The sequence below is a fragment of the Tatumella sp. UCD-D_suzukii genome (assembly GCF_000611875.2).
GTDB classification, from domain to species: Bacteria; Pseudomonadota; Gammaproteobacteria; order Enterobacterales; family Enterobacteriaceae; genus Tatumella; species Tatumella ptyseos.
This window is the reverse complement of sequence record NZ_JFJX01000001.1, coordinates 41672-67004: the sequence shown is the minus strand read 5'-3', so window position 1 is coordinate 67004 and position 25333 is coordinate 41672. Positions and strand designations below refer to the sequence as shown.

At 47.3% G+C, this 25333-nt stretch carries 20 protein-coding genes and 1 pseudogene; 9 read left to right on the top strand and 12 right to left on the bottom strand.

Features of this window, described 5'->3' with window-relative positions:
• The first annotated feature begins 1 nt into the window (after position 1).
• On the top strand, positions 2-2074 hold the full coding sequence (locus tag CG67_RS00295; protein WP_051546275.1) for a flagellar biosynthesis protein FlhA: 2073 nt from the start codon (positions 2-4) through the stop codon (positions 2072-2074).
• A gap of 173 nt (positions 2075-2247) precedes the next feature.
• Here the strand turns inward: CG67_RS00295 and tnpA are convergent, their stop codons facing one another.
• Both tnpA and CG67_RS17215 read right to left on the bottom strand, forming a co-directional pair.
• A complete protein-coding gene (gene tnpA, locus CG67_RS00290) occupies positions 2248-2706 on the bottom strand; it encodes an IS200/IS605 family transposase (RefSeq protein ID WP_025900982.1) in 459 nt (152 codons plus the stop codon).
• A gap of 92 nt (positions 2707-2798) precedes the next feature.
• Positions 2799-2933 (bottom strand): annotated as a pseudogene (locus CG67_RS17215) (transposase); the annotation flags it as partial.
• A gap of 859 nt (positions 2934-3792) precedes the next feature.
• Between CG67_RS17215 and CG67_RS00285 the strand changes: the two are divergent.
• From CG67_RS00285 to CG67_RS00275, 3 genes are read left to right on the top strand one after another with little or no spacing between them, the layout of a single operon-like run.
• On the top strand, positions 3793-7125 hold the full coding sequence (locus CG67_RS00285; protein WP_025900981.1) for a hypothetical protein: 3333 nt from the start codon (positions 3793-3795) through the stop codon (positions 7123-7125).
• Positions 7126-7590 carry a hypothetical protein gene (locus CG67_RS00280; protein ID WP_025900980.1) on the top strand — a complete coding sequence of 155 codons (465 nt, stop codon included), beginning with the start codon at positions 7126-7128 and terminating at the stop codon, positions 7588-7590.
• Positions 7587-8738, top strand: coding sequence for a response regulator (locus tag CG67_RS00275; RefSeq protein ID WP_025900979.1), 1152 nt, complete (start codon positions 7587-7589; stop codon positions 8736-8738). Before CG67_RS00280 ends, CG67_RS00275 begins: the two co-directional genes overlap by 4 nt.
• A 1049-nt stretch (positions 8739-9787) precedes the next feature.
• Here the strand turns inward: CG67_RS00275 and CG67_RS00270 are convergent.
• Positions 9788-10078, bottom strand: a complete 291-nt coding sequence (locus CG67_RS00270) for a hypothetical protein (RefSeq protein WP_152975018.1) — start codon at positions 10076-10078, stop codon at positions 9788-9790.
• Between the two features lie 209 nt (positions 10079-10287).
• A complete protein-coding gene (gene ssb1 / locus CG67_RS00265; RefSeq protein WP_025900977.1) occupies positions 10288-10833 on the bottom strand; it encodes a single-stranded DNA-binding protein SSB1 in 546 nt (181 codons plus the stop codon).
• A gap of 452 nt (positions 10834-11285) precedes the next feature.
• Here ssb1 and uvrA point away from each other — a divergent pair, with 452 nt between their 5' ends.
• The 3 genes from uvrA to CG67_RS00250 all read left to right on the top strand — a co-directional run bounded on the left by uvrA (position 11286) and on the right by CG67_RS00250 (position 15909).
• A complete protein-coding gene (gene uvrA, locus CG67_RS00260; protein WP_025900976.1) occupies positions 11286-14117 on the top strand; it encodes an excinuclease ABC subunit UvrA in 2832 nt (943 codons plus the stop codon).
• A 178-nt stretch (positions 14118-14295) separates the two neighbouring features.
• Complete coding sequence (locus tag CG67_RS00255) at positions 14296-15360, top strand: NAD(P)-dependent alcohol dehydrogenase (RefSeq protein WP_025900975.1); 1065 nt, start codon at positions 14296-14298, stop codon at positions 15358-15360.
• A gap of 234 nt (positions 15361-15594) precedes the next feature.
• Entirely contained in the window at positions 15595-15909 is a 315-nt protein-coding gene (locus CG67_RS00250) for a hypothetical protein (RefSeq protein WP_025900974.1), read from the top strand.
• Here CG67_RS00250 and CG67_RS00245 read toward each other — a convergent pair.
• Together CG67_RS00245 and CG67_RS00240 are read right to left on the bottom strand one after the other, a co-directional pair.
• Entirely contained in the window at positions 15906-16724 is an 819-nt protein-coding gene (locus CG67_RS00245; RefSeq protein ID WP_025900973.1) for a DUF4225 domain-containing protein, read from the bottom strand. The genes CG67_RS00250 and CG67_RS00245 overlap by 4 nt on opposite strands.
• 163 nt (positions 16725-16887) lie before the next feature.
• Positions 16888-17823 carry a LysR family transcriptional regulator gene (locus CG67_RS00240; RefSeq protein WP_025900972.1) on the bottom strand — a complete coding sequence of 312 codons (936 nt, stop codon included), beginning with the start codon at positions 17821-17823 and terminating at the stop codon, positions 16888-16890.
• Positions 17824-17925: 102 nt separating this feature from the next.
• On the opposite strand from CG67_RS00240, the gene CG67_RS00235 reads away from it, so the two are divergent.
• Positions 17926-18315, top strand: coding sequence for a tautomerase family protein (locus tag CG67_RS00235; protein ID WP_025900971.1), 390 nt, complete (start codon positions 17926-17928; stop codon positions 18313-18315).
• A gap of 39 nt (positions 18316-18354) precedes the next feature.
• Here the strand turns inward: CG67_RS00235 and CG67_RS00230 are convergent, their stop codons facing one another.
• The 6 genes from CG67_RS00230 to dnaB all read right to left on the bottom strand — a co-directional run bounded on the left by CG67_RS00230 (position 18355) and on the right by dnaB (position 24057).
• The gene (locus CG67_RS00230; RefSeq protein ID WP_025900970.1) at positions 18355-18669 is read right to left on the bottom strand and encodes a helix-turn-helix transcriptional regulator; all 315 of its coding nucleotides are present in this window, start codon (positions 18667-18669) and stop codon (positions 18355-18357) included.
• Positions 18670-18684: 15 nt separating this feature from the next.
• Positions 18685-19809, bottom strand: coding sequence for an alkene reductase (locus tag CG67_RS00225; protein WP_025900969.1), 1125 nt, complete (start codon positions 19807-19809; stop codon positions 18685-18687).
• 200 nt (positions 19810-20009) lie between these two features.
• Positions 20010-21200 carry an amino acid aminotransferase gene (locus CG67_RS00220; protein ID WP_025900968.1) on the bottom strand — a complete coding sequence of 397 codons (1191 nt, stop codon included), beginning with the start codon at positions 21198-21200 and terminating at the stop codon, positions 20010-20012.
• A gap of 46 nt (positions 21201-21246) precedes the next feature.
• Entirely contained in the window at positions 21247-21858 is a 612-nt protein-coding gene (locus CG67_RS00215; RefSeq protein ID WP_025900967.1) for a YitT family protein, read from the bottom strand.
• Positions 21859-22087: 229 nt separating this feature from the next.
• Complete coding sequence (locus CG67_RS00210; protein WP_025900966.1) at positions 22088-22567, bottom strand: Lrp/AsnC family transcriptional regulator; 480 nt, start codon at positions 22565-22567, stop codon at positions 22088-22090.
• Between the two features lie 83 nt (positions 22568-22650).
• Positions 22651-24057: a replicative DNA helicase gene (dnaB, locus tag CG67_RS00205; RefSeq protein ID WP_025900965.1), complete on the bottom strand. Its 1407-nt coding sequence runs from the start codon at positions 24055-24057 to the stop codon at positions 22651-22653.
• Positions 24058-24163: 106 nt separating this feature from the next.
• Here dnaB and CG67_RS00200 point away from each other — a divergent pair, with 106 nt between their 5' ends.
• The gene (locus tag CG67_RS00200; RefSeq protein ID WP_025900964.1) at positions 24164-25147 is read left to right on the top strand and encodes a quinone oxidoreductase; all 984 of its coding nucleotides are present in this window, start codon (positions 24164-24166) and stop codon (positions 25145-25147) included.
• The last annotated feature ends 186 nt before the right edge of the window (positions 25148-25333 follow it).

Sequence of the window (25333 nt, the reverse complement as noted above, 5' to 3'; positions counted from 1 at the left end):
ATTGCCATTGATTCACTGGCTCCGGCGCGGCAAAGCGCTTCCGCTGGGCCTGCCACTGCTGATTATGGCAGTGCTGGCCATGATCATTTTGCCGCTGGACCCACTGATACTGGATTGCCTGTTCACCTTCAATATTGTGCTGGCAATATTGATCCTGCTGGTCTCCGTCAATGCACAACGACCCCTGGATTTCAGTATCTTTCCGACACTGCTGCTGATCACCACGCTGCTGAGACTGTCCATGAATGTCGCCTCAACGCGGGTTGTGCTGCTGCATGGTCAGGAAGGCGAAGGGGCGGCAGGGAAAGTGATAGAAGCCTTCGGTCAGGTCGTGATTGGCGGAGACTTCCTGGTCGGGTTTGTCGTTTTTGTGATCCTGATGATCGTTAACTTCGTGGTGATCACCAAAGGCGCGGAACGTATTTCTGAGGTCTCCGCACGCTTTACGCTGGATGCCATGCCCGGCAAACAAATGGCCATTGATGCCGACCTTAACGCCGGGATCATTACTCAGGCCCAGGCCCGCGAACGACGTTCTGAAGTGACCCGCGAAGCTGACTTCTATGGGTCGATGGATGGGGCCTCGAAGTTTGTGCGGGGTGATGCGATCGCCGGTATGTTGATTCTGGTGATCAATATGGTCGGTGGCGTCGCTATCGGCATATTTAAACACCATCTGGATGCCGGTCATGCCTTTCAGCAGTATGCCCTGCTGACGATCGGCGATGGTCTGGTCGCGCAACTGCCTTCACTGCTGCTGTCAACGGCGGCCGCGATCATTGTGACCCGGGTCAGTGATGGCCAGGATATCCGCCACGAAGTTCGTCAACAGCTACTGGCCCAGCCTGCCATTCTGTATACCGTTGCCGGCATTATGCTCGCCATGGCGCTCGTCCCCGGGATGCCACATGTTGCCTTCCTGAGCTTTGCGCTTTTGCTGAGTTTTGCCGGATGGCGTCAGTCAAAACGTGTTCTGGCAGCCAGCCAGTCCGCGACGGATGTGGTGGAGAATGCGCTGGAGCCGGAAGTCCCTCAGCTGCACTGGGAAAACCTCTCCGTCACCGAACCGGTCGGCCTTAACCTCGGTTACCGGCTGGTCAGCCTGATCGACAAACATCAGGGCGGTTTATTGTCTCAGCGGATCACCGGCGTCAGGCAGGTACTTTCTGAGAGTAGCGGTGTGTTGCTGCCCGAAATTCAGGTACGGGAAAACTTCCGTCTGAAGCCCATGCAGTACAGTATTATGATCCATGGTGTCCGCGCCGCATTGGGGGAAGTCCATGCCGATAAACTGATGGCGCTCGCCAGCAGTGAAGTCTATGGCGAACTGGACGGTATTCTCGGGACCGATCCCGCCTATGGTATGTCTGCTATCTGGATTGATCCTGCACAGAAAAGCCAGGCGCTACGCTTCGGGTATCAGGTAGTCGATTGCGCCAGCGTAATTGCAACGCATGTAAATAAAGTCGTGAAGCAGTATCTGCCGGAGCTTTTTCAGTACGATGATATTACGGCACTGCATCGCCGGTTAGCCCAGCCCGCACCCCGGTTAAGTGAAGACTTAAATGCAGCACTGAATTACACCCAACAGTTACGTATCTACCGTCAGTTACTGACCGACAATGTCAGCCTGAAGGATATTGTCACCATTGCCACGGCACTGCTCGCCGGGCACCAGATCACCAAAGATCCGCTGCTGTTATCCGCCGATATCCGCTACGCTCTTCGTCGTCAGATAGTCCACGGGATCAATAAGGATCGCCGGCAGTTTGCGGTATTCACCCTCAGTGATGCCTTAGAGGACCTGCTGTTACGCGCCCAGCAGGCGGCAGGTAATAAAGAACTGGATAACGTGCCGCTGGATCCGCATCTGTTAACGCAGTTACAAACCAATATGCCGCTGATCACCGAACAGATGAAAGCCGAAAACCTGCCTCCGGTACTGATCGTCCCACCGGCATTACGGCCACTGCTGGCGCGCTATGCCCGTTCATTTTCACGTGAGCTGTTTGTGCTTTCTTATAACGAGGTCCCTGAAGACCTGGAAGTGGTGATCCGCGGGCATCTGTCTTAAACCCGGCGGGTGACCGCCGTATCTCCGGCAAAAGGCTGGCCGGACAGAACCGCTTTTTTTGGCATAAATAAATATCCTCCGGCATAGCCGGAGGTTTTTCAAATGCGCCTGTAAGGCTCTCTTACCAGCAGCGCCCTAACAGGCGCATCGCAATCTGACATTTGCATTTTGGATTACTTACGGCCCGTAAACGGGCTTCCCGGATAAGGGATCGACAACTGCTCTCCCATTTTATCCGCTTCGAGCTGGTGCTTTATATATTCCTGTATCTTTTTCGTGTTCTTGTCTACCGTGTCTGCATAGTATCCACGGCACCAGAACTCCCTGTTTCTATACTTAAATTTCAAATCCCCGAACTGTTCATACAGCATCAGACTGCTTTTGCCCTTCAGATACCCCATAAAGCCCGAGACACTCATCTTCGGCGGGATCTCCAAAAGCATATGAATATGATCAGCACAACATTCCGCTTCCAGGATATTCACATTTTTCCATTCACACAGCTTTCTTAAAATGCTCCCTATTGCCCTTCGCCGCTCTCCATAAAAGACCTGCCTTCGGTACTTAGGTGCGAAAACTATGTGATATTTACAGTTCCATCGGGTATGCGCTAAGCTCTTTTCGTCCCTCATTGGGACCCCCTTTTGATTTCCTGTTGAACCTTTGCAGTTGCCAGACCGCAAGGTGTTTTAACAAATCAAAAGGGGTTNACATTTTTCCATTCACACAGCTTTCTTAAAATGCTCCCTATTGCCCTTCGCCGCTCTCCATAAAAGACCTGCCTTCGGTACTTAGGTGCGAAAACTATGTGATATTTACAGTTCCATCGGGTATGCGCTAAGCTCTTTTCGTCCCTCATTGGGACCCCCTTTTGATTTCCTGTTGAACCTTTGCAGTTGCCAGACCGCAAGGTGTTTTAACAAATCAAAAGGGGTTTTTATATACGGCCCAAAGCTGAAAGCTTTACGGAACCCCCAGCCTAGCTGGGGGTTTTCTGGATACAAAAAAGCCCCGTGTTACGGGGCCTTATCGACAGACAAAATCGCTTTGATCAGACGATGATCAGAACGGTTAGGTTTACCTGATATACCATGAACAATCTCATGAAAACAATAAATGCTTATATAGTAGAGAAAATTATCACAATCTTTTCGACCAAAACCACAAAGTGTAATTTTATATGTAAAATTTTTTATAGCATACTCTGTGAAACATTACATTGTTGTCAGCGACTACTAAGAGGATAGGTTAGTCTGATGGACTGTGAAGTGCCTGTTAAACCCGAGCCTAGTCATTCGAAGATTGCGTTGAAACCTCTTGGAAACCGCACGCTGAATATTTTTTCACTTATTGAAACCATCTAAATAACGTCCCCTCCCCTCCCCCCCCCCCGCGAAATAAAGAAATCCACGCTAGTGACTAAATTTTCATTTCTTATGCGTCCAACTATGAGTTATAGTCTGTTACAATCACATTCTCGATCACTTAAGCAACACCAATAAGTGAGGGCGGTAGCATACCCCTAGCCTCAAATTAATTAACCCATCGATAGTAAGATCAACAAAAGACTTAAAAATTTTCACTAAAACAATACTCCACTGATCATCCTAACAGTTATATATTTCATAGAATCACTAAATTTCCGGCCAGACTAAATGCAAATATACTCCTTATAATTTGTTTACAAATTAGAACATTCTATTACAAAAGGAATCATAATGAAAACGAACAAAAGATTTACCTCTGTGAGAAGCAAGATGGAAAGCCAAAAACGAAAGTTTGAAAAAATAATTAAGCAAAATAAAACAAATGAAGAAAAAACATCAATTATATTTAATGAATTATCACTACTAAGACAGACTTCTACTACAGCAGCTATACATGCCTACAAAAATTTCTTAAGCACTAAAGATGCCGATAAGTTAATGCGCGCAAGATATATATCCAATGACAAAAATATATTTAAAATCAGTCACATACGCGTAATTGAAAAAGAAACAAGCACGGATATTATAAATTGGGTAACAACCACATTATCATATTTCTCGAATGAAATTAATGAGTTTATATTAATGAGAAATGAATTCATTAAATCACTTATGAATTCATCATTTGGTGAAGCAGAAAAACTATTAGACGGAATAGAGCATAAATTTGGGAAAACTTTTTGGAGTTTGACAAACAAGATGATACTAGTCTATTTCAAAAAAGATTTGGCAGAATTCAACCGTATATCTAAAGAAATGCAATTACTCGAACATTCATATTCTAAATCTCGCATAGGATATGAGGTAGTAAGATGCAACAGGAATATCTCGGCTGAAAGATACGTTTTTTCTATTGGAAAAATGATTGAGGAAGTGAGGTTGGATGGCGCTTTTCATGCGATCGATACAATTTGTTACAGGCATTTATTCGACCCTTCAGCCAACTATGAATCTATAATTAACATATATAAAAATGACTATGACATAAGAATAATAGACCAATATATTTCCTATCTGAGGTTTGTTTTATATTTGAAAAATTGTAGTTTACTATCCGATGAATCAGAATCCACCTTAAAGCAATTAAATTTACTGATCGATGATAAAGAGCTAAAAAACTTAGTAAGTAATATGCGTGATTTTAATCATAACAGAATAAATGAGGGTCAGGTTTTATACCAAAAAATCATAATGCTTTACCTTGAGGAGTCATATGAAGAAGTAGTAGATTTATGTGAACGTACACTGGTTGACGAACCTAACTTATCTGTTATCTATATCCCTTACGCAAAATCATTAATACAACTTGGAAAATACTGTTCCTTTAATAATGTCTTGGGTGAGATCATCAATTTAATAATTAATATTACATTAGATAACGACACTGAGAACTCCCTTGCGCAGTTAATGAAAATAAGTCAAGTACTGAATGATTATAATTGGTCATTCATCCTAAACTGTGTTCTAGCTAGTTATAACGCTGAAGGTGATAGTAACACTCATAAAAAATACAGTTTTGTAGACTTATGTTCACTTAACAATAACATAATGGATCTTGATGAACTCAGCAAAGATATCATCAATAACGAATCAATACCGGATTGGCGAAAAAATAAGTATACAGCTGATCACCTATATCACTCAACAGAATATAAGCAAGCACTAAAATACTATAAAATGCTAAATTCGCGTGATGAATCATATGCACGCTCTAAAATAATACAGTGCTATTACAAACTGGGCAATACTGATAAGGCTAATGAAATTATGGCCACGGAATTACTAAAGGAGACGAATCCTAAAACTTTACCAATAAAAATTATAGTTAACGACATTATAAAAAACATTACCTTCACCACTGACAATAATAAACTATTGAATTCCGCTATAATCTTACACTATTACAACCAATATATTTCTAACGATTACACCCAACCTCTATCAGATATTTGTGAGAATTATTTTAATAATCTTGGTATTTTTGAATATCATGAAATTAAATTTGAAAATCCAAATATAAACACTTTTTTATTAGAGAGAATATTAAATTTAGAAGTGCTTGATGGCATGAGTACATTTTTCAATACGGATAGCGATGTGCTCTTTTTTAGAGTATCCATCAATAGAACTTTGCTGTCTAATCTAGACTCTTATAATATTAAAAAACGCAGCTTTATTTTTGAGGAAGCTCGATCTCTTCTGAATAAAATTGTTATTAATTTATGTTCCCATGAGGCTGGCGCTGGCAGAATATACATAGACAAAACCAGTATAAGAAACAAAATCAATGACGAAGTGAAAAATGATTTAGATATATTGAAAAAATATGAAGAGCGTGATTTGTCATATCAAATACAGGATACAGATGAAGAATATGATGCATTATTTTATAGTTCTGATAACGAATTTTTCAATGGCGTAATGGCATTATTATATAAAATCACAAACGCTTATACTTTGGATAAATTATATGGTCTCGATCAGTCATTGAACATGGGAATAAGGCATGGAGGATTTGTTAATTTACTTTGGGCGCCTCTTAAACGTAACAATATTTCAGCTAAAAAACATGATGAAAATAAATTCTCACCCAACCCAGTTTGGCGTACAGACTTTGGATATTTTAATGATTCAATCCTTGATGGCATCGACAATGCTTTGGTCGATTTTAATAAAAAGGCAAATGCAATAATCAACCAAGCAAAAAATAAAGTTCATATAGATACTGGTGAGTTTGGTTACAACTCTAAACTATTCGAGTTTTCGCTTGAACCTGACTACCAAGCCTCTGTAGCAAGTAGAATAGACTCTCTATCTGCAGAAACGTTAATTGATGATGTATTCCTTTATCTTGACAAGCAGACGAATGAGAAAATGGCTATTGCAAGAGGAGAGTTCGTGGATTCAATTGAAAAGGAAATGTTTGAAGAAATAAAAAATCTCAAGGATAAACTTGAAAGTGATGGGTTGGATGTTATAGCAATTCAGCGCGCGGTATCAAAATCAAAGGATGAGTTGAAAGAATCATTTATCCAATTAAGAACGTGGTTTGACTGGGCTAAACAAACTAAAACAAATTTCGATTTAAACGTTGCACTTAAAAAAGCAGAGTCTGCTGCCAGTCAATACTATCCCTGGTTAAAGTTCAATTTAAGTGGATATAACAACTCTACATCTAATTTTCTCGGTCAATATTTTACCGACACTGTTATGGTTTTAACCTTAATTATAGATAATGCACTAAAACATTCAAATCCTCGTGATAATTACTCTATCACCTACAATATTAATGAGCATAATAATTCATTGCAACTGATTTTTACAAACATCTTAGATTTTGATTTACATGAAGAACAATGCAAGAAAATAGTACAAATAAATGAAGACCTTGCCGAAAATAGGATTGATAATTCCACTAAAGATAATGGCAGTGGTATTTATAAAGTAAAAAAAATAATTACACATCATCTAAAAGTTGAAAATAGAGTTACCGTTGTATATTCAAATAAGAAATTTGAAGTTTTAATTCTTATCGAAGACATTGAACCAATTAAGGAAAAGTAATTGAAAATTCTTATTGCTGATGATAGCATCTATAAACAAGACATCCTTAGCGCATATATAAAAAATAAATTTCCTGATGCGGACATAAGCCAGAGTTATTCATTTAATTCAACTAGAAAGCAAATATTTGAGAATATTTTCTCATTAATCCTGTTAGATATGACCATGCCTACTTTTGATTCAAATGACAAGTCCGCTACAGTTAGTGAAAGCAGAAACAGACCTTTAGCTGGGAAGGAAATAATTTCGTCCATGGCCTATAGAAAGCTTTGCTCACCCGTCATACTAGTTACTCAATTTGAAGTTTTTGGGAGGCATAATCAACTAACTTCAATCGATGATATATTTAATGAAATAAATGGACTTTATCCAGATATTATAAAGGGCTCGGTTTTATTTGATTTCCAATCAGACTCTTGGAAGTCAAAATTAGATAACTTTATTTTAAACATGGAACTAAAATGAACATTCTCATTGTTGAAGATGATGACAATAAAGCACAGGACATCATAACCTTTTTAATCAATGAAGGTGTCATGTCATTAAGTATTAAAACTGTTGATAATGTTAATGATGCACTTACTCTTTTAAGGGAAAAAAAATACGACGTTCTTTTACTTGATTTGAGTTTACCGTTACGAAAATCAGGCCATCCAATCCCAGATGGTGGTTCCACGATTTTATACAAATTGACGAGTCCATACTTTTTAACACCTAGCCATGTTATTGGGTTAACACAATTTTCAGATTTGTCAGAAAATGAAAGACCTAAGTTTCAAAAATTTGATTTTAACATTTATGATTATAATATCGATATCTGGAAGGATGTCCTTTCGCGAAAACTAAAATGGATACTTAAATACACTACAAGTGTAGCAGAGAGATCTGGTCATGATAAAATCATCATATTAACTCATGGGATTATGACTAGTGGGAAATGGCAATCACAAGTAACCGAGGTTTTTAAAGATACAGCCAAAGAGATTATTCCTTTTAGATACCCTCACTTTTCAGCCTTTAAAATACTTCTGCCTCGGACTCGTAAAAAAATATTGAATTCCTATGTGGACTTTGTAATAAAAACATGCCAAGAACACCCGACAGCTGAACTTAATTTCATTTCTCATAGTTTTGGAACATACATGACGATAACAGCTTTGAAAAATGCTAATTTTTTGTTCCCTCCGGAAATTAATAATATAATTCTATGTGGCAGTGTTTTAAAACAAGATTACGACATTTCTGATTTTATAGATAAGACGCGAACTCTGAAACTGATTAATGATTGTGCCTATGACGATAAAGCCCTTATATTTAGCAATATGTTTTGTTTTGGACTCGGTCATGCAGGTAGAATAGGATTTAATGGCTATCACGAGAATTTAGTAAATCGTTTTTTTAAGGGTGGGCATAGTACTTTCTTTTCTGAAAAGAATAATATATTGCACAGCTGGTTTAATGCGATAGAGAACTCAGAAGTTGATCTATTTGACATGAGGGGTACTAATATCTTCGCTGAGAGCATTGACTCTGTGATGAATTTAATTGCTCCGATAGTCAAGGCCACATACATTCCTGTAATAGCTATAATTTTCATTATTTATTTGCAATGACAAAATTAATGTTAGACGTATAATGTAAGCATAACCAATTTTGTTTGATAGTGATTAATATAATTGAAAACTCTAGAGGTATTAATAAATGATAATTTTGATATCACTCTCCAAAGGTTGATAAGGGCGCGGCATGACGCCGCGCTAGAAAATTGGAGTAAATCTAATTTCTTAGAAGTCGGGCCTGGCGTCGCCATCATATATTTCGTTTAAAATCCCAGCGAAATAGATATAGAAGTACGATAGCTAAGACACCTAAACTTGTAGGAAAAATCTACTGTACACCTTGTTCTTGTTTTATATATGGGAATCAAAGAAAATACCATGGTATAAATATTCAAGAGCACAGAGCATCATTGCTTTTTACTAATTGACTTTTATAGTTCAAGCTAAAATATCATTAAAATTCTACAACTTAAGGATTCTATATTTAAATAAAATATTCATTTTAACTTTATTATTTAAGCCAACTATCCCTTGTGATATATAGCCCTAGTCAAGAATAAATCCCTCCCCCATTAAAAGCCCAATATTACTATTTTGTTTATTAACTTTTTATTAGCTTAATTATCTCATCCTTTACACAAGCTAAAAAACTCACCTATGCAAAACACAAAACTCGTCACCGGATTTAACAGTTATCTTCTTTTTCCATCAGAACGCTCACGGTCAATCTTTGTCAGCTGCGCATTAAGTTGATGTTCTGTCATTCCATGTTTGTATGCATTGTATTGCCAGATCATAAACTGCTGTTTCTACCTCCGGTTCTGTTCCTTTCGCTCTTCAATTTCACTTTCAAGATTTCAATCCTGGCTGCTGCAATATTCAAACTAGCTGGACGCGGATTTTTGGTAGCACACCCTTTAAGTGCTTCTTTCTTCGTTTGATAGGCAGTCACTATTGCTTCATGTACATTAAGGAGCTGTCTTGACGGCAACTTTTAAGCCAATGGTTCTACCGCCTCACAGATTGCTGACCAGGACAGTTTTGGTTCCTGCCACCTTCGAATTAGGTTCACGATGGAATTAATATCTATATTTACCAATAGGTTATCCAAAGCCACCTCCTAACAAAGCAGTCAAATTATCCAACCTCACAGCTTCTTTGCCTTTTTGCTCAATAACCTCAATAGACTTTGTATCGGCAGCGCGGCGAAGCTGGCTGAAATCATTGCCCCGAAGTTTAATCTGAGCACCATTTTCAATATCTGCATTATCTAAAATAGCGTCTAACTCACTAAGCCGAGTGACAGTTTTCTTTCGGTGATACCAGCGATCAGCCCCCATCTCGCCGCTTTTTACTACTGCATCAGCAATAGAAAGCATTTCTTCCAACGTCACCAAGCGTTTCCTAATTCGATCCAATATTTCTGTACTATCACCTTTAATACGAACCTGTACATCATAATTGACGTAATCCGGGAATTCCTCACAGGACCTGGCAAAGAGATGTCTATCGGAGTTTGACACTATTCAGAAATAAAAAACAAAAAGCCCCTGTCTTCACAGGGGCTTGATAGATAACTCACTAAATCATTTTTAGTTAAATATCAGAACGGGATATCGTCGTCGAAATCCATCGGTGGTTCGCTGCTGGCCGGGGCGCTGTTCTGTTGCGGACGTGCTGCCGGTGCTGAACCGCCGCCGCTGAACTGGTTACCGCCCTGTGACTGCTGCGGCTGCTGTGGCTGACCCCAGCCATTATTATTCCCCTGCCCGCCGGCAGGTGCTCCGCCGTTACCGCCCTGACGGCTACCCAGCATCTGCATGGTGCCACCAACGTTAACAACCACTTCGGTCGTGTAACGGTCCTGGCCACCCTGATCCTGCCATTTACGGGTACGTAACTGACCTTCGATGTAAACCTGAGAACCTTTACGCAGATACTCACCGGCAACTTCAGCCAGTTTGCCGAACAGGACCACACGGTGCCATTCGGTAATTTCTTTGTTTTCACCGGTCTGCTTGTCACGCCAGCTTTCTGAGGTGGCCAGTGTAATGTTGGTAACCGCACCACCATTTGGCATATAACGGACTTCCGGGTCCTGTCCCAGATTCCCGACAAGAATCACTTTGTTAACGCCGCGACTGGCCATAGAGGTCTCTCCTGAAGAATAATTACTCAAAGTCTAAGCGGTAAATCATACCACGTCACGTACCGATAGTGATACTTTCGAACCGCTTTCCGGCAGTCATGCCGCACTTCTCACTCTGCGCCCCGGGCGGAGGCCGAAAACCCCGATGCTCCCCTGCCGCGGATGATTAAAAAAACAGCCGGCGGGCCTTTTTCTGCCGGAAATTCCGCCAGACAGCCGTGCGCCACACGCCACGACACAGCAGCCTGACATAAATCATCTATAGTAAAAGGCAGTCACTGACGAAAAACAGATACGCACGTCCGGGACTGACCTGCCTCTGCCGGTGACCGGTTCTTTCGTCAGACTACTGGATATTTAATCAGTTTATTTTTTATGCCATAATGGTTCGTTTGATTCTCCCCATGTCTCCTCAGCAGGCATGGACGACGCTGATACTCCGGGAAAGGTGAATGGATAAGATAGAAGTACGGGGTGCCCGCACCCATAACCTGAAAAACATCAATCTGATTATCCCTCGCGACAAGCTGGTCGTTGTCACCGGGTTATCAGGTTCTGGCAAATCCTCGCTGGCATTCGACACACTGTATGCAGAAGGTCAGCGCCGTTATGTGGAATCATTGTCCGCCTATGCCCGTCAGTTTTTATCACTGATGGAAAAGCCGGATGTCGACCATATTGAAGGGCTGTCTCCGGCCATTTCTATTGAGCAGAAGTCGACCTCACACAACCCGCGTTCGACGGTCGGTACCATCACCGAAATCCATGACTACCTGCGCCTGTTATTTGCCAGAGTCGGTGAACCGCGGTGCCCTGAACATAATGTGCCTTTAGCGGCCCAGACCGTCAGCCAGATGGTCGACCAGGTGTTGCAGCAGCCGGAAGGCACCCGGTTGATGCTGCTCGCACCGGTCATCAAAGACCGTAAAGGTGAGCACAGTAAGACACTGGAAAACCTGGCCGCGCAGGGCTATATCCGTGCCAGGATCGACGGTGAAGTCTGTGACCTGTCTGATCCGCCAAAACTGGAACTGCAAAAGAAACATACCATTGAGGTCGTTGTCGACCGTTTCAAAGTGCGTGATGATCTGGCCACCCGACTGGCGGAATCCTTCGAAACGACACTCGAACTCTCCGGCGGCACAGCCATTGTCGCCGATATGGATGACAGCAGCGTCGCGGAATTACTGTTCTCAGCGAACTTTGCCTGTCCGGTCTGCGGCTACAGCATGCGTGAGCTGGAACCGCGTCTGTTTTCCTTTAATAACCCGGCCGGGGCCTGCCCGACCTGTGACGGCCTGGGGGTACAGCAATTTTTTGACCCGCAGCGCGTAGTACAGAATGAAGATATCTCTCTGGCCGGCGGCGCTATCCGTGGCTGGGACCGTCGTAACTTCTATTATTTCCAGATGCTACGTTCGCTGGGCGAACATTATGAGTTCGATGTGGAAGCCCCCTTTAACACCCTGAGTGACAAGGTGAAAAAAGTCATTCTTTACGGATCCGGTAAAGAAAACATCGAATTCAAATACGTGAACGACCGCGGAGATACCTCTGTACGTCGTCACCCGTTTGAAGGGGTGCTGCATAATATGGAGCGCCGCTACAAAGAGACGGAATCCAATGCCGTCCGTGACGAGCTGGCAAAATATATCAGTAACCGCTCCTGCACCAGTTGTCATGGCACCCGTTTGCGTGAAGAAGCACGTCACGTCTTTGTCGCAGAAACAACGTTGCCGGAAATTTCAGAGATGAGTATCGGTCACGCGACCACTTTCTTTGATGAGCTACAGCTGGAAGGCCAGCGGGCAAAAATTGCCGAAAAAGTCTTAAAAGAGATCAGCGAACGTCTGAGCTTTCTGGTCAATGTCGGTCTGAATTACCTGTCGCTCTCCCGCTCTGCGGATACCCTCTCCGGGGGTGAAGCACAACGTATCCGTCTGGCAAGCCAGATCGGTGCCGGACTGGTCGGAGTGATGTATGTGCTTGATGAACCCTCAATCGGCTTACATCAGCGTGATAATGAACGCCTGCTGAGTACCCTGGTGCACCTGCGTGACCTGGGGAATACCGTCATTGTGGTCGAGCATGACGAAGATGCTATCCGGGCGGCTGACCATGTGATCGATATCGGCCCCGGTGCCGGGGTTCATGGCGGTCAGGTCGTCGCGGAAGGGGATGTTAATGCGATTATGGCCAATGAAGCCTCCCTTACCGGGCAATTCCTCAGCGGCAAACGCAGCATTGAAGTCCCGGCAGAACGGGTAAAAGGGTCGCCGGATAAGGTATTAACCCTGACCGGTGCCCGCGGTAATAACCTGAAGAATGTGACGCTGACGTTGCCTGTGGGTCTGTTTACCTGTGTGACCGGGGTGTCCGGTTCCGGGAAATCTACCCTGATCAACGACACCTTGTTCCCGCTGGCTCAGCGCCAGTTAAACGGGGCAACCGTCATCGAACCGGCGCCGTACCGTGATATTAAAGGACTGGAGCATTTCGATAAGGTGATCGACATCGATCAAAGCCCGATCGGCAGGACACCGCGTTCCAACCCGGCGACCTATACCGGTATTTTCACCCCGGTACGTGAACTGTTTGCCGGGGTACCGGAATCCCGCAGCCGTGGATATACGCCGGGCCGCTTTAGTTTTAACGTGCGTGGCGGACGCTGCGAAGCCTGCCAGGGGGATGGGGTGATTAAGGTGGAAATGCACTTTCTGCCGGACATCTATGTCCCTTGTGACCAGTGCCAGGGTAAACGTTATAACCGCGAAACACTGGAGATAAAATACAAGGGCAAGAGCATCCACGAAGTGCTGGAAATGACCATCGAAGAAGCCCGTGACTTCTTCGAAGCGGTACCGGCACTGGCGCGTAAACTGCAAACCCTGATGGATGTCGGCTTGTCCTATATCCGTCTGGGTCAGTCAGCGACCACGCTGTCGGGCGGGGAAGCACAGCGGGTGAAACTGGCGCGCGAGCTTTCTAAACGCGGAACGGGTCAGACGCTGTATATTCTGGACGAACCGACCACCGGCCTCCACTTCGCGGATATCCAGCAACTGCTGGCCGTGCTCCATCAGTTACGGGACCAGGGGAATACCATTGTGGTTATCGAACATAACCTCGATGTGATTAAAACCGCAGACTGGATAGTCGACCTGGGGCCGGAAGGCGGCAGCGGTGGTGGCGAGATCCTGGTTGCCGGTAGCCCGGAAACTATTGCAGAATGTGACGCATCACATACCGCTCGCTTCCTGAAACCATTACTAAAATCTGTTTAACATCATAACGTTGCAGTAATTTCCTTGACGGGCCTGATCCTGAAAAGGATCAGGCCCGGGGGTATTCGCTGCGATCGGCGGTGTCCCTCTGCCGTATCTCTGACTATCCTTATTTCAGGTTCCTCACTCCCGGATGTATCACCGGGGATTAGCTGTGATCTGTCTGACAGGAGAAATGATGAAGATTATCCATGCTTACGCCGCGCAGAACGAAAACTCTCCCCTTGCCCCCTTCAGTTATGAACCCCGACAGCTACGTGACCACGATATTCAGATAGAAATTGAGTTCTGTGGCGTCTGCCATTCCGACCTGCACCAGGCCCGCAATGAATGGCGTAACAGTATTTTCCCCATGGTACCGGGCCATGAAATTGTCGGCCGGGTCACGGCTGTGGGTGCAAAAACCCATAAATTCAGCATCGGTGACCTGGTCGGTGTTGGGTGTATGGTCGATTCCTGCCGCCATTGTGAAAGCTGTGAAGAAGGGGTGGAACAGTATTGTGAAGAAGGTTTTACCGCCACCTATAACGCCAGAGACCGCGTTGATAATCAAATAACCTTCGGCGGCTATGCGACCGGGGTCGTGGTGCATGAAGATTTTGTCCTGAAGGTGCCGGAGCATCTGGATCTTAAAGGCGTCGCTCCTTTGTTATGCGCAGGGATCACCACCTACTCCCCACTGAAACACTGGAAAGTCGGTCCGGGCATGAAAGTCGGGATCGTCGGCCTGGGAGGGCTGGGACACATGGGAGTCAAACTTGCCCATGCCATGGGCGCAAAAGTCGTTCTGTTTACCACCTCTGCCTCAAAAATTGCGGACGGTAAACGCCTGGGGGCAGATGAAGTCGTCGTCTCTAAAGATCCGCAACAGATGGAAGCACACACCCATAGTTTTGATTTTATTCTTAATACGGTCGCGGCCACCCATGATCTGACGCCCTTTATTAATCTGCTGAAGCGGGACGGGAATATGACGCTGGTGGGTGTCCCTGAACATAACCATCCGGCCCCCGACATCGCCAGCCTGATTTTTAAACGTCGCAGTGTCTCAGGATCACTGATCGGCGGGATCGCCGAAACCCAGGAGATGCTCGATTTCTGCGGGCAGCACAATATTATTTCCGATATTGAGCTAATCGATATTGCACAGGTCAATGAGGCCTATGAACGGATGCTGAAAAGCGACGTAAAATACCGTTTTGTTATTGATATCAATACATTGAGAAACAGCACCGCGGCCTGAGTTATCTGAGCCCCTTATGCTGGCAGCCAGGCTGCCAGCATGCTACACCGCCGTCTGCTTAGCCCTGCCGGGAGCAGCGCTGATGGCAGAAAAAAACCGATAAACGCGCGTAATACCGGCCGCATCTGCTGGCGTGACGGATAATGTCAAAACCGGGTTTTCGGTGGTGATTTATTACCCGGTTTTGGGTAAGCTGACCGGAGATGTTCTGATGAATTTTAGGGATAAAAATTCATGAAAGTGAGCGAAGAAACACTGCTGGAGTCCGGCTTCAGTCATACCGATATCCTGAAAATTAAAAGCAATACCGAAGATTACGGGGGTTCAATGGGTGATACCCTTCGGGATCTGGCGAATCGCTTTGTCATAGCCCTGTCTGTAGTCGCGGGTTGCCTTACCGTATTCGTTTTGCTGGTTCTGTTTGGTTCAGCCGAAATCCTGTTCTCTGGCTCAGTCGGGCTGCTTTGCGGTATTGCGGTGGCAATATTTGTACAACCGCCAGTGCTTGCCTATAAATGTTGGCGTTATCAAAGAATTCATCGACGTTAAGTGCAGGGGTTATCTGTGGTCAAAAGGTCAAAAATGACCTTTGCTTTTACACCATAACCCACAATTTTCATCGTGAGTTTTGTTCTGCTTATAGTTTCAACTTTCCGGTAATAATCCCGGGGAAGCCATCTGAATAAGCGCCAGGCTCCGGGCTGTTTTGCCAGCCCCAAAATACTATAGACACTGGCACTTAACGTAACTGCATTATAAATTGCCAGCCCTGCTTCAGGTTTAAAACCCATATACTTAGCAGCTTCCTTAGAACTGTCTGCAAATATTCCCTCTGACTTGAACTGATCGCCATAACGAAGATGGCTGGCCTCTTTTGTGATCCCATTGATACCGTCAACGAAAAGTATTGCTCCGGCAAGCACTCCAATAGGAGTCATTGTCGACATCATGATCATTCCGCCAAACAATGCTGCACCTGATACCACAATATGAACAGCAGAAATCACATAACCTGCAATTTTGTTATTTTCCCGGACGAACTCCACTTTGGCATAAAGTTTTGCCGTCTTAATACGTAACATCCGGCCCTGTTCTTCGAGGTTTTCGGTCTCTGCTCTCAGATTTTTGATGCACGCTATGCACTCGTCATCTGATTCCGCGCGACGGGCTGCAGCAAATTGCTGCTCTGCAACATATTTTATTTCCTGAATAAAATTAATTCGGGTAAGACCGTCCTGAAGGTGACAGGCGGAAAGTCTGTTAGCAGTATCAACCAGCTTTCTGGCTTCAAGGTTAATCATTGTTTCATCCCGGGCTTTATTTCTCCCGCCTGAGCGCATCATATCGGGGAATGCCGCGTCCATTCTGTTCTCCCTGTATATTAATTCACCAACCAAGCTCCGGTATTATCAGCTATAAACTATTTTTCCGTCCGGAAAATATTGCCGGGTCACGCTATCCCGAAGTGTTCGAAAAAATGGCCGCCAGATAACGCTACCGGCCGCCTTCCCCCCAGGGTATACGCCATTACCCTGCCGGGCGCCGCTGCGCCCGGAAACACTCCTGCAACCAGTGGCTGAAGACAGTAACCGCCCGCGGAACCCGGGCGGAATAAGGCCGTACCAGCCAGATTTTATCCGCAAATCCGCCGGCAACCTGCCAGTCTTCCAGTACCGGTAACAGTTGGCCGCAGGCCAGCGCCGCACGCGCGCTGAAATCGGGTAACATCGCAATCCCCAGGCCACTGATCGCGGCATCACGGATCGATTCGCTGTTATTGGTGGCAAACCCGCCTTTGACTGCCACAGAAAAAGACTCTGTGGTCTGCGGGTGGCAGAGTTTCCAGTGCGGAAGCTCATTCCCCCGTGGGTAGTAAAGACAATCGTGACGGGCCAGATCCTGCGGATGCTGCGGGCTGCCCGCCTGCATCAGATAATCCGGGGCGGCCACCAGCACTGTTTTGGTATCGCACAGGGGCAACACTACATGGGTGTCCGGCACCCGATGGCTATGGCGGATAGCCAGATCATAGCCTTCACTGGCCAGCGATAATAGCTGGTCAGAGACTTCAAGCTGAATGCGAACCTCCGGATACTGACGCAAAAACTGTCGTACAGGCTCCAGTAACTGTTGCCTGGCAAAGGCCACCGGCGCTGTCACGCGGATAACGCCACGCAGAGGCCCGCTGGTGTCACGGAGAGCATTAAAATGCTGTTCAATCTGCTCAAAAGGTTGGCGCAAATCCGCCACCAGCTTTTTACCCGCTTCCGTAAGACGCACACTGCGGGTCGTTCGCTGTACCAGCGCCACACCGGCCAGGGTTTCCAGTTGTTTTATCTTCTGGCTGACCGCCGCTTTACTGACTTCCAGTTGTTCAGCCGCACGCGTAAAACTTTCCTGTTCGGCCAGCACAATCAGCCAGTGCAGGTGTACCCATAATGCGTCGGCATGGCTTTTTTTCATCGTTATTGTTCACCCTGTTAAACAATCATTTCACTGACAGCGCTTTTTCTTACGGCATTTACGGGCCAGAATAATCAGACTCAACCGTTCAGGAGAAGAGAAATGCCATTACTACAGTTTGATATTATTGAAGGTCGTAGCGAAGAGGAAGTAAAAACACTGCTGGATACGGCGCATAAGGTCGTGCTGGAAGCCTTCAGCGTGCCTGAACGTGATCGCTATCAGATTGTTCATGAAAATAAAGCATGGCAGATGGTCTTCCAGGATACCGGGCTCGGCTTTGAACGCAGTGAAAAGTTTGTGATGCTCCGGGTCTTCACCAGCCCGCGCAGTGACGAGCAAAAACAGTTCTTTATGAAACGACTGGCAGAAGAACTCCGCACCGTCTGTGGTATTGAAGGGAATGACCTGATGATCTCATTTATCAGCAATAACAAAGGCGACTGGAGCTTTGGTTATGGCGAAGCGCAGTATATGACGGGCACGTTATAATCCTGCCGTTCCCGGTACTGCCCCGAAGGACAGTACCGGTTACAGCGCCTGCAGGTGCCGGGCGACCATGGTCGTCATATCATGCATCTTTGCCTCATTGCGACGGTAATACGTCCACTTACCGACTTTGCTGGCATCAAGCAATCCGGCCTCAGATAACGCTTTCAGGCATAATGAGGTCGCTGGCTGAGACAGCCCGGCTTTTTCACTGATCAGGCTGGCACAGACACCATAGGTACTGAAATCATAAAGCTGGCTGTACTCTGCAAATGAAGTATGCGGATCTTTGAGCCACTGTAATACTGACATCCTGGTCGGGTTTGCCAGAAGCTTTATGGCGTTTTCTGGTGTCATGCTGCCTCATATTCTTCAGGAACGATAAACGGGGTAATCAGTATACCCTGCAGCGTTCCCCCCATACAGCGATGTTACATCGGTATCGTTCAGCGGCAGGTTGTTCTGTAAACGGTACGGCAGATCCGGGTTGGCAATAAATGTTCTGCCAAAACCAAATAAGTCTGCCCAGCCGTTTTCCAGAATATGCATGGCTTTCTCGCGGGTATAACGCCCGGCACACAGGATCGGCGCGTCAAAGGTTTCACGCAGGCTCTGGCGGAATGTTTCCGGTAAATCAGGGCTATTGTCCCAGTCCGGCTCGGCAATCGATAAATACCCAATCTGCATATCATTCAGCATCTGCGCTGCACTCAGATAAGTCAGTTGCGGATCCGGCTCCACCAGCCCCAGATACACCCGGTCTTCATCGGTGCTGGAGAATAAGGGGGCAAAACGAACACCCACATTACGGCTGCCGAAGACATCGCTGACGGCCCGGGTCACCTCTTGCAGAAAACGCAGACGATTTTTCAGTGAACCGCCGTATTCATCGGTGCGGACGTTGGTATGCTCAGAAATAAACTGATTGATCAGGTAGCCATTCGCCGCATGTAACTCAACGCCATCAAAACCGGCTTCTTTCGCATTCCGCGCTGCCTGGCGGTAAAGTTCCACCAGCTCACGGACCTCTTCCGTTGTTAATGCGCGGGGTGCCGAAGGCTGAGTCAGTTCCCCGGTCCCCGGACCTGTTTCGATAAAGACCCTGACATTGGTTGCCGGGATCGCAGAGGGAGCCACCGGAGGCTGCCCGTCTGGCTGTAACGCGGTATGGGAAACTCGCCCCACATGCCAGAGCTGACAGAAAATCACTCCGCCCTCCTGATGAACCGCCTCTGTTACTTTTTTCCAGCCCGCAATCTGTTCCGCGCTATGGATCCCGGGCGTCCAGGCATAGCCCTGTCCTCGCGGTTCGATTTGCGTCCCTTCGGTGATCATAAAACCTGCGCTGGCACGCTGGCGATAGTATTCCACCATTAAATCGCCGGCAATATTGCCCGGTTGCTGGCTGCGGCAACGGGTAAGCGGGGGCAGGACAATCCGGTTGCGTAAGGTAAAGCCGGACAGTTTTAGCGGGCTGAACAGGGTCTGTTTCTGCACAACAATCTTCCTTCATCTGATAAGTCTGATGCGCCATTATATTTATACATTTAAATATTTAAATGTATAAATATAAAAAAGCGAAGAAGTGAAACAAAAATTGTTAAATATCAATTGAATACAAAATCACAGGTCGCACAGAATGTTCAGTAAGGTCACCGCACCGGTCGTACAGAGGATACGGTGACCCTGACAGAGGCTTACATCACTGCGGCAAAAGCTTCCGCAACGCGATGAATATTACTGCGGTTCAGTCCGGCGACACACATACGGCCACTCGCTATCAGATAGATACCGAACTCTTCACGTAATCTGTCCACCTGCTGTGCACTCAGCCCGGTATAGCTGAACATCCCCCGCTGCTTCTCCAGATAGCTGAAATCCCGGTCCGGCAGCGCCTGGCTCAGTGTTTCAACCAGTGCCTGACGCATCTCCAGAATACGTAAACGCATCGCCTCCAGCTCAGCCAGCCACTGTGCGCGTAATCCGTTGTCTTTCAGCACGGTCATCACAAGCTTTGCACCGTACGTCGGCGGGCTTGAATAGTTACGACGTACCGCGGCTTTTAACTGACCCAGAACACAACCCGCTTCATCGCTGCTTTCACAGAGAACCGATAAGCCACCGACGCGCTCACCGTACAGTGAAAATATTTTCGAGAAGGAGTTACTGACCAGGGCCGGAAGTCCGGCTTTCGCCGCCGCGCGGATAGCATAACAGTCCTCTTCCGCCCCGGCACCGAAGCCCTGATAAGCGATATCCATAAACGGAATAAGCTGGCGTGATTTCAGCACATCGAGAGTCTGGTCCCATTGTGCCGGAGTGAGGTCAGCACCGGTCGGGTTATGGCAGCAAGGATGCAACAGCACAATACTGCGTTCCGGGAGTGCGCTGATGGCATCAATAAAGGCCGGGAAATTGACTCCCCCGGTCGCAGCGTCATACCACGGATAACGATGCACATTGAAACCCGCCCCGGAGAAAATCGCGATATGGTTTTCCCACGTCGGGTCACTCACCCAGACGTCAGAGTGCGGAAAATACGCCTTCAGGAAGTCAGCCCCGACTTTCAGTGCGCCGGAGCCGCCCAGTGTCTGAATACAGGCAATCCGATCGTGATCGGCCGGTGCCTGCGTGCCAAACAATAGCTCAACGATAGCCTGGCGGTAAGCGGTCATCCCTTCCATCGGCAGGTAGAGCGAAGCCTCTTCGGACGCGCCCTGTAACCTTTTTTCGGCCTCCGCCACGGCCTGAAGCTGCGGAATAATCCCCTGTTCGTTATAGTAGAGACCGATACTCAGGTTTACTTTCTCTGCGCGTGGGTCTTCTTTATATTTTTCCATCAAAGTGAGGATAGGATCGCCGCCATAGGCATCGACATGTTGGAACACGGTGGACTTCTCCATCATTGATCAATGTAAAGGGTCGCAGGCAGGCTTATACACTGTAGCGACCGGGACGGTGGTTCATCGCAATAATCAGATTCAGTATCACAGCACCGCAGACTGACGCCAGCAACATTGGCAAAGACACGACCCACAAAGACGCCAGTACCACACAGGTATCCACCGCCATCTGTAATTTTCCTGCCCGTAGTCCGATCCGTTGCTGAAGCCAGAGCGCGAGAATATTCACGCCTCCCAGGCTGGCTTTATGACGGAATAACACAATGAACCCCATGCCCATCACAATATTACCAAACAGGGCTGCATAGAAAGGGTTAAGCAACGAAAAGTGAATAAATAGTGGGTGCAGATGCGTAAACAGCGAGACCAGTGCCACCGCACTGAAGGTTTTCAGCGTAAATTCCCAGCCCATTTGTTTCACGGCAAGCCAGTAAAATGGCAGGTTAATCAGGAAAAAAGCACCACCAAAGGATAAGGGTGAAATATAACTGATTAAAAAAGCGATACCGGCGGTACTGCCGGTCAGCGCGCCCGCCTGTTTCAGCATCACAATCCCGAACGACACCAGTAAGGTACCGAACAGTATGGCCAGTGCATCTTCCGCCAGGCTGTGCGGAATTTTCTCCGCTTCGGCCGTTTTCATTAATGACATATTCCCCCCGTAACAAAACAGTCAATCAGCACAAAGAGCCCTTCCTTACTGTCCGGAAGAGTCACGTTGCCGTGTTTATGAAAATACCGGTACGGTAACAGAGGCATGCGGTCATACCGGCAATAAAAGGCATAACATGCATCACAAACCACTCCGCCGCACTATTTATGCATTATTTGAGGGGAAATGCACGATCCCGAACGGGTCGTGCAGAAAAAAATTATGCGGATCCGTCGGGGGTCTTCAGTATCCGCCCGCCTTCTTTGATACGGTTAAGCACCACCGAGGTCTTCACATGCGCCACACTCTGGTAGCCGGCCACCAACTGACTTATCAGTGTGCTCAGTGAATTGAGGTCGGTCACGGTCACTTTTAACAGATAATCGGCATCCCCGGTCGTCTTATAGGCATCGATAATAGAAGGATCATTAATGATACGGTGATGGAAATCGTCCACATACTCGGGGGTATGATTCATCAGCCGGACTTCAATCAGACCGGTAATTTCCGGCCCCAGCGCATCGGGCGAAAGCCTGGCATAGTAGCCGAGGATCTTGCTGGTCTGTTCCAACTGTATACGGCGCCGGGAGCACTGGGACGCGGACAGCCCGACCAGCTCACTGAGTTCCTGATTGGTCAACCGCCCGTTACCCTGTAATAACCTCAGGATGTGAATATCGTGATCATCAATACGATCCATACTGTGCTCCGTTCCCCGGGCTGACAAAAAAGCGGAGAGGCTCCGCATTGTTGTAAAAATGAGTCGTTAGGCTGCTCAGGCCGTTATTCGTCGTCGTACTGCGGGCCGGCATAGTTATCAAACCGCGACCATTGACCATTAAATGTCAGACGGACGGTACCGATCGGGCCATTACGCTGTTTACCCAGAATGATTTCAGCAATCCCTTTCAGGTCGCTGTTTTCGTGGTAGACCTCATCCCGGTAGATAAACATGATCAGGTCCGCATCCTGCTCAATGGATCCGGATTCACGCAAATCCGAGTTGACCGGTCGTTTATCGGCACGTTGTTCCAGTGAACGGTTTAACTGAGAAAGAGCAACCACTGGCACATTCAGCTCTTTTGCCAGCGCTTTCAGTGATCGGGAGATTTCGGCGATTTCCAGGGTACGGTTATCAGACAATGAAGGTACCCGCATCAGTTGCAGGTAATCGATCATTATCATGCTCAGGCCGCCATTTTCACGGAAAATTCGTCGGGCACGGGAACGAACCTCTGTCGGTGTCAGGCCGGAAGAGTCATCGATATACATGTTTTTCTTTTCCAGCAGAATGCCCATGGCGCCGGAAATACGCGACCAGTCCTCATCATCCAGCTGGCCGGTACGGATACGCGTCTGGTCGACCCGGGACAGAGAGGCCAGCATACGCATCATCAGCTGCTCACTGGGCATTTCCAGACTGAAAATCAGTACCGGCTTATCCTGCATCATTGCCGCATTTTCACACAGGTTCATGGCAAACGTCGTCTTACCCATCGAAGGACGGGCGGCGACAATGATCAGATCGGATCCCTGCAGGCCAGCGGTTTTCTTATTCAGATCCTGATAACCGGTATCAATGCCGGTCACACCGTCATGGGGTGTGCCGACCAGTGATTCGATACGGTTGATGGTCGCTTCCAGAACCTGCTCAATATTTTGCGGACCGTCTTCTTTATTTGCCCGCTTTTCGGCGATTTTAAACACGCTGGATTCCGCCAGATCCAGCAGATCTTCACTATTACGTCCCTGAGGATCGTACCCGGCATCCGCTATCTCATTCGCCACTGAGATCATTTCACGGACGACGGCACGCTCGCGCACGATATCCGCATAGGCACCGATATTCGCCGCACTCGGGGTATTCTTAGCCAGCTCCGCCAGATAGGCGAACCCCCCGACAAGCTCCAGCTCTCCGCGGGTTTCCAGGGATTCTGACAGGGTGATCAGATCGATGGGCTGACCGAGTTCCAGCAAACGCTGCATCTCGGAGAAAATCAGCCGGTGAGGTCTGCTGTAGAAATCGCCGGCAACCACACGCTCGGAAACATTGTCCCAGCGCTCATTGTCCAGCATTAATCCCCCCAGAACGGACTGCTCTGCCTCGACAGAATGGGGCGGCATCTTCACGCCTTCCAGCTGACGATCACGGGATTCGTTGGATTTGTTCGCGGGTGTATTTCCTGCCATAGTGAATGTCATTACCAGTGTTAAACAAGGGGCGTCACAGTATACTTTTTTTTTACCCGAATTGTCGCCCTGTCCCCGGCAAACAAGATGATTTCAAGGAGCTGCTATGCCAAACCGGATCCAGTATCGCCGCCACGGCGGGCCGGAAGTTCTGGAGTGGACTTCATTTACATCGCCGGAACCAGGCGATCATGAGGTCGTGGTGGAAAATAAGGCAATAGGTATCAATTACATCGATACCTATTTTCGTAGCGGACTTTATCCTCCGCCTTCCCTGCCCGCAGGTCTCGGTACCGAAGCCGCCGGTATTGTGGTGCGCACCGGCCGGGCCGTCCGCCGGGTTTCGCCGGGCGATCGGGTAGTCTATGCGCTGTCAGCGGCCGGAGCCTACAGTGAAAGCCATATTGTTCACGAAGACAGGCTGGCGATCCTGCCGGAGGCCATTTCGTTTGAGCAGGCCGCAGCCTCTTTCCTGAAAGGGCTGACGGTCCAGTATCTGTTGCGCCAGACCTATCAGATTAAGGCCGGAGAAACCTTTCTGTTTCATGCCGCTGCCGGGGGCGTCGGGCTGATTGCCTGTCAGTGGGCAAAAGCGCTGGGAGCGAAGCTGATAGGAACTGTCGGGTCAGCAGAAAAAGCAGACGCTGCACGCCAGGCAGGGGCCTGGGCGACGATTAACTACCGCGAGGAAGATATTGCCGCCCGCCTGAGCGAACTGACGGACGGTAAAAAAGTGCCGGTCGTCTATGATTCGGTCGGTAAAGACACCTGGCAAGCCTCACTGGATTGTCTGCAACGCCGCGGGCTGATGGTCAGCTTCGGCAATGCCTCCGGCCCGGTAACCGGGGTTGACCTCGGGATCCTCACCCGCAAAGGCTCCCTGTTTGTCACCCGTCCATCGTTGTTTGGTTACATTACCACGCCGGAGGAACTGGATGCTGCAAGCCACGAGCTCTTTACTCTGCTGGCCAGCGGAGCCATTAAAACGGAGGTCCCGGAGCACCAGAAGTTTGCTCTGAAAGACGCCGCTCTTGCCCATCAGCAACTGGAAAGCCGTGCCACCCAAGGCTCCTGCCTGCTCATCCCCTGATGTCGTTTGGTGCATAGAAAAGGGCTTCCCGTAGAAAGCCCTGTTTTTTTATTTTTCGCACTGGTGTAGGGACAGAGCGTCAGCTTTTCGCCGAAATACGCTGCTATCATCGCAGAACTTGTCTGCCGGAAATACGGGGTAATTCACATTTCCGAACTCTGACGTCAGAAACTGTGCCTCACCCCT

Excerpts from the sequence above, each read along its gene's own strand:
- tnpA (WP_025900982.1), bottom strand. The coding sequence starts at position 2,706 with ATGAGGGACGAAAAGAGCTTAGCGCATACCCGATGGAACTGTAAATAT.
- CG67_RS00285 (WP_025900981.1), top strand. The coding sequence starts at position 3,793 with ATGAAAACGAACAAAAGATTTACCTCTGTGAGAAGCAAGATGGAAAGC.
- CG67_RS00275 (WP_025900979.1), top strand. The coding sequence starts at position 7,587 with ATGAACATTCTCATTGTTGAAGATGATGACAATAAAGCACAGGACATC.
- ssb1 (WP_025900977.1), bottom strand. The coding sequence starts at position 10,833 with ATGGCCAGTCGCGGCGTTAACAAAGTGATTCTTGTCGGGAATCTGGGA.
- uvrA (WP_025900976.1), top strand. The coding sequence starts at position 11,286 with ATGGATAAGATAGAAGTACGGGGTGCCCGCACCCATAACCTGAAAAAC.
- CG67_RS00255 (WP_025900975.1), top strand. The coding sequence starts at position 14,296 with ATGAAGATTATCCATGCTTACGCCGCGCAGAACGAAAACTCTCCCCTT.
- CG67_RS00250 (WP_025900974.1), top strand. The coding sequence starts at position 15,595 with ATGAAAGTGAGCGAAGAAACACTGCTGGAGTCCGGCTTCAGTCATACC.
- CG67_RS00245 (WP_025900973.1), bottom strand. The coding sequence starts at position 16,724 with ATGGACGCGGCATTCCCCGATATGATGCGCTCAGGCGGGAGAAATAAA.
- CG67_RS00240 (WP_025900972.1), bottom strand. The coding sequence starts at position 17,823 with ATGAAAAAAAGCCATGCCGACGCATTATGGGTACACCTGCACTGGCTG.
- CG67_RS00235 (WP_025900971.1), top strand. The coding sequence starts at position 17,926 with ATGCCATTACTACAGTTTGATATTATTGAAGGTCGTAGCGAAGAGGAA.
- CG67_RS00230 (WP_025900970.1), bottom strand. The coding sequence starts at position 18,669 with ATGACACCAGAAAACGCCATAAAGCTTCTGGCAAACCCGACCAGGATG.
- CG67_RS00215 (WP_025900967.1), bottom strand. The coding sequence starts at position 21,858 with ATGAAAACGGCCGAAGCGGAGAAAATTCCGCACAGCCTGGCGGAAGAT.
- CG67_RS00210 (WP_025900966.1), bottom strand. The coding sequence starts at position 22,567 with ATGGATCGTATTGATGATCACGATATTCACATCCTGAGGTTATTACAG.
- dnaB (WP_025900965.1), bottom strand. The coding sequence starts at position 24,057 with ATGGCAGGAAATACACCCGCGAACAAATCCAACGAATCCCGTGATCGT.
- CG67_RS00200 (WP_025900964.1), top strand. The coding sequence starts at position 24,164 with ATGCCAAACCGGATCCAGTATCGCCGCCACGGCGGGCCGGAAGTTCTG.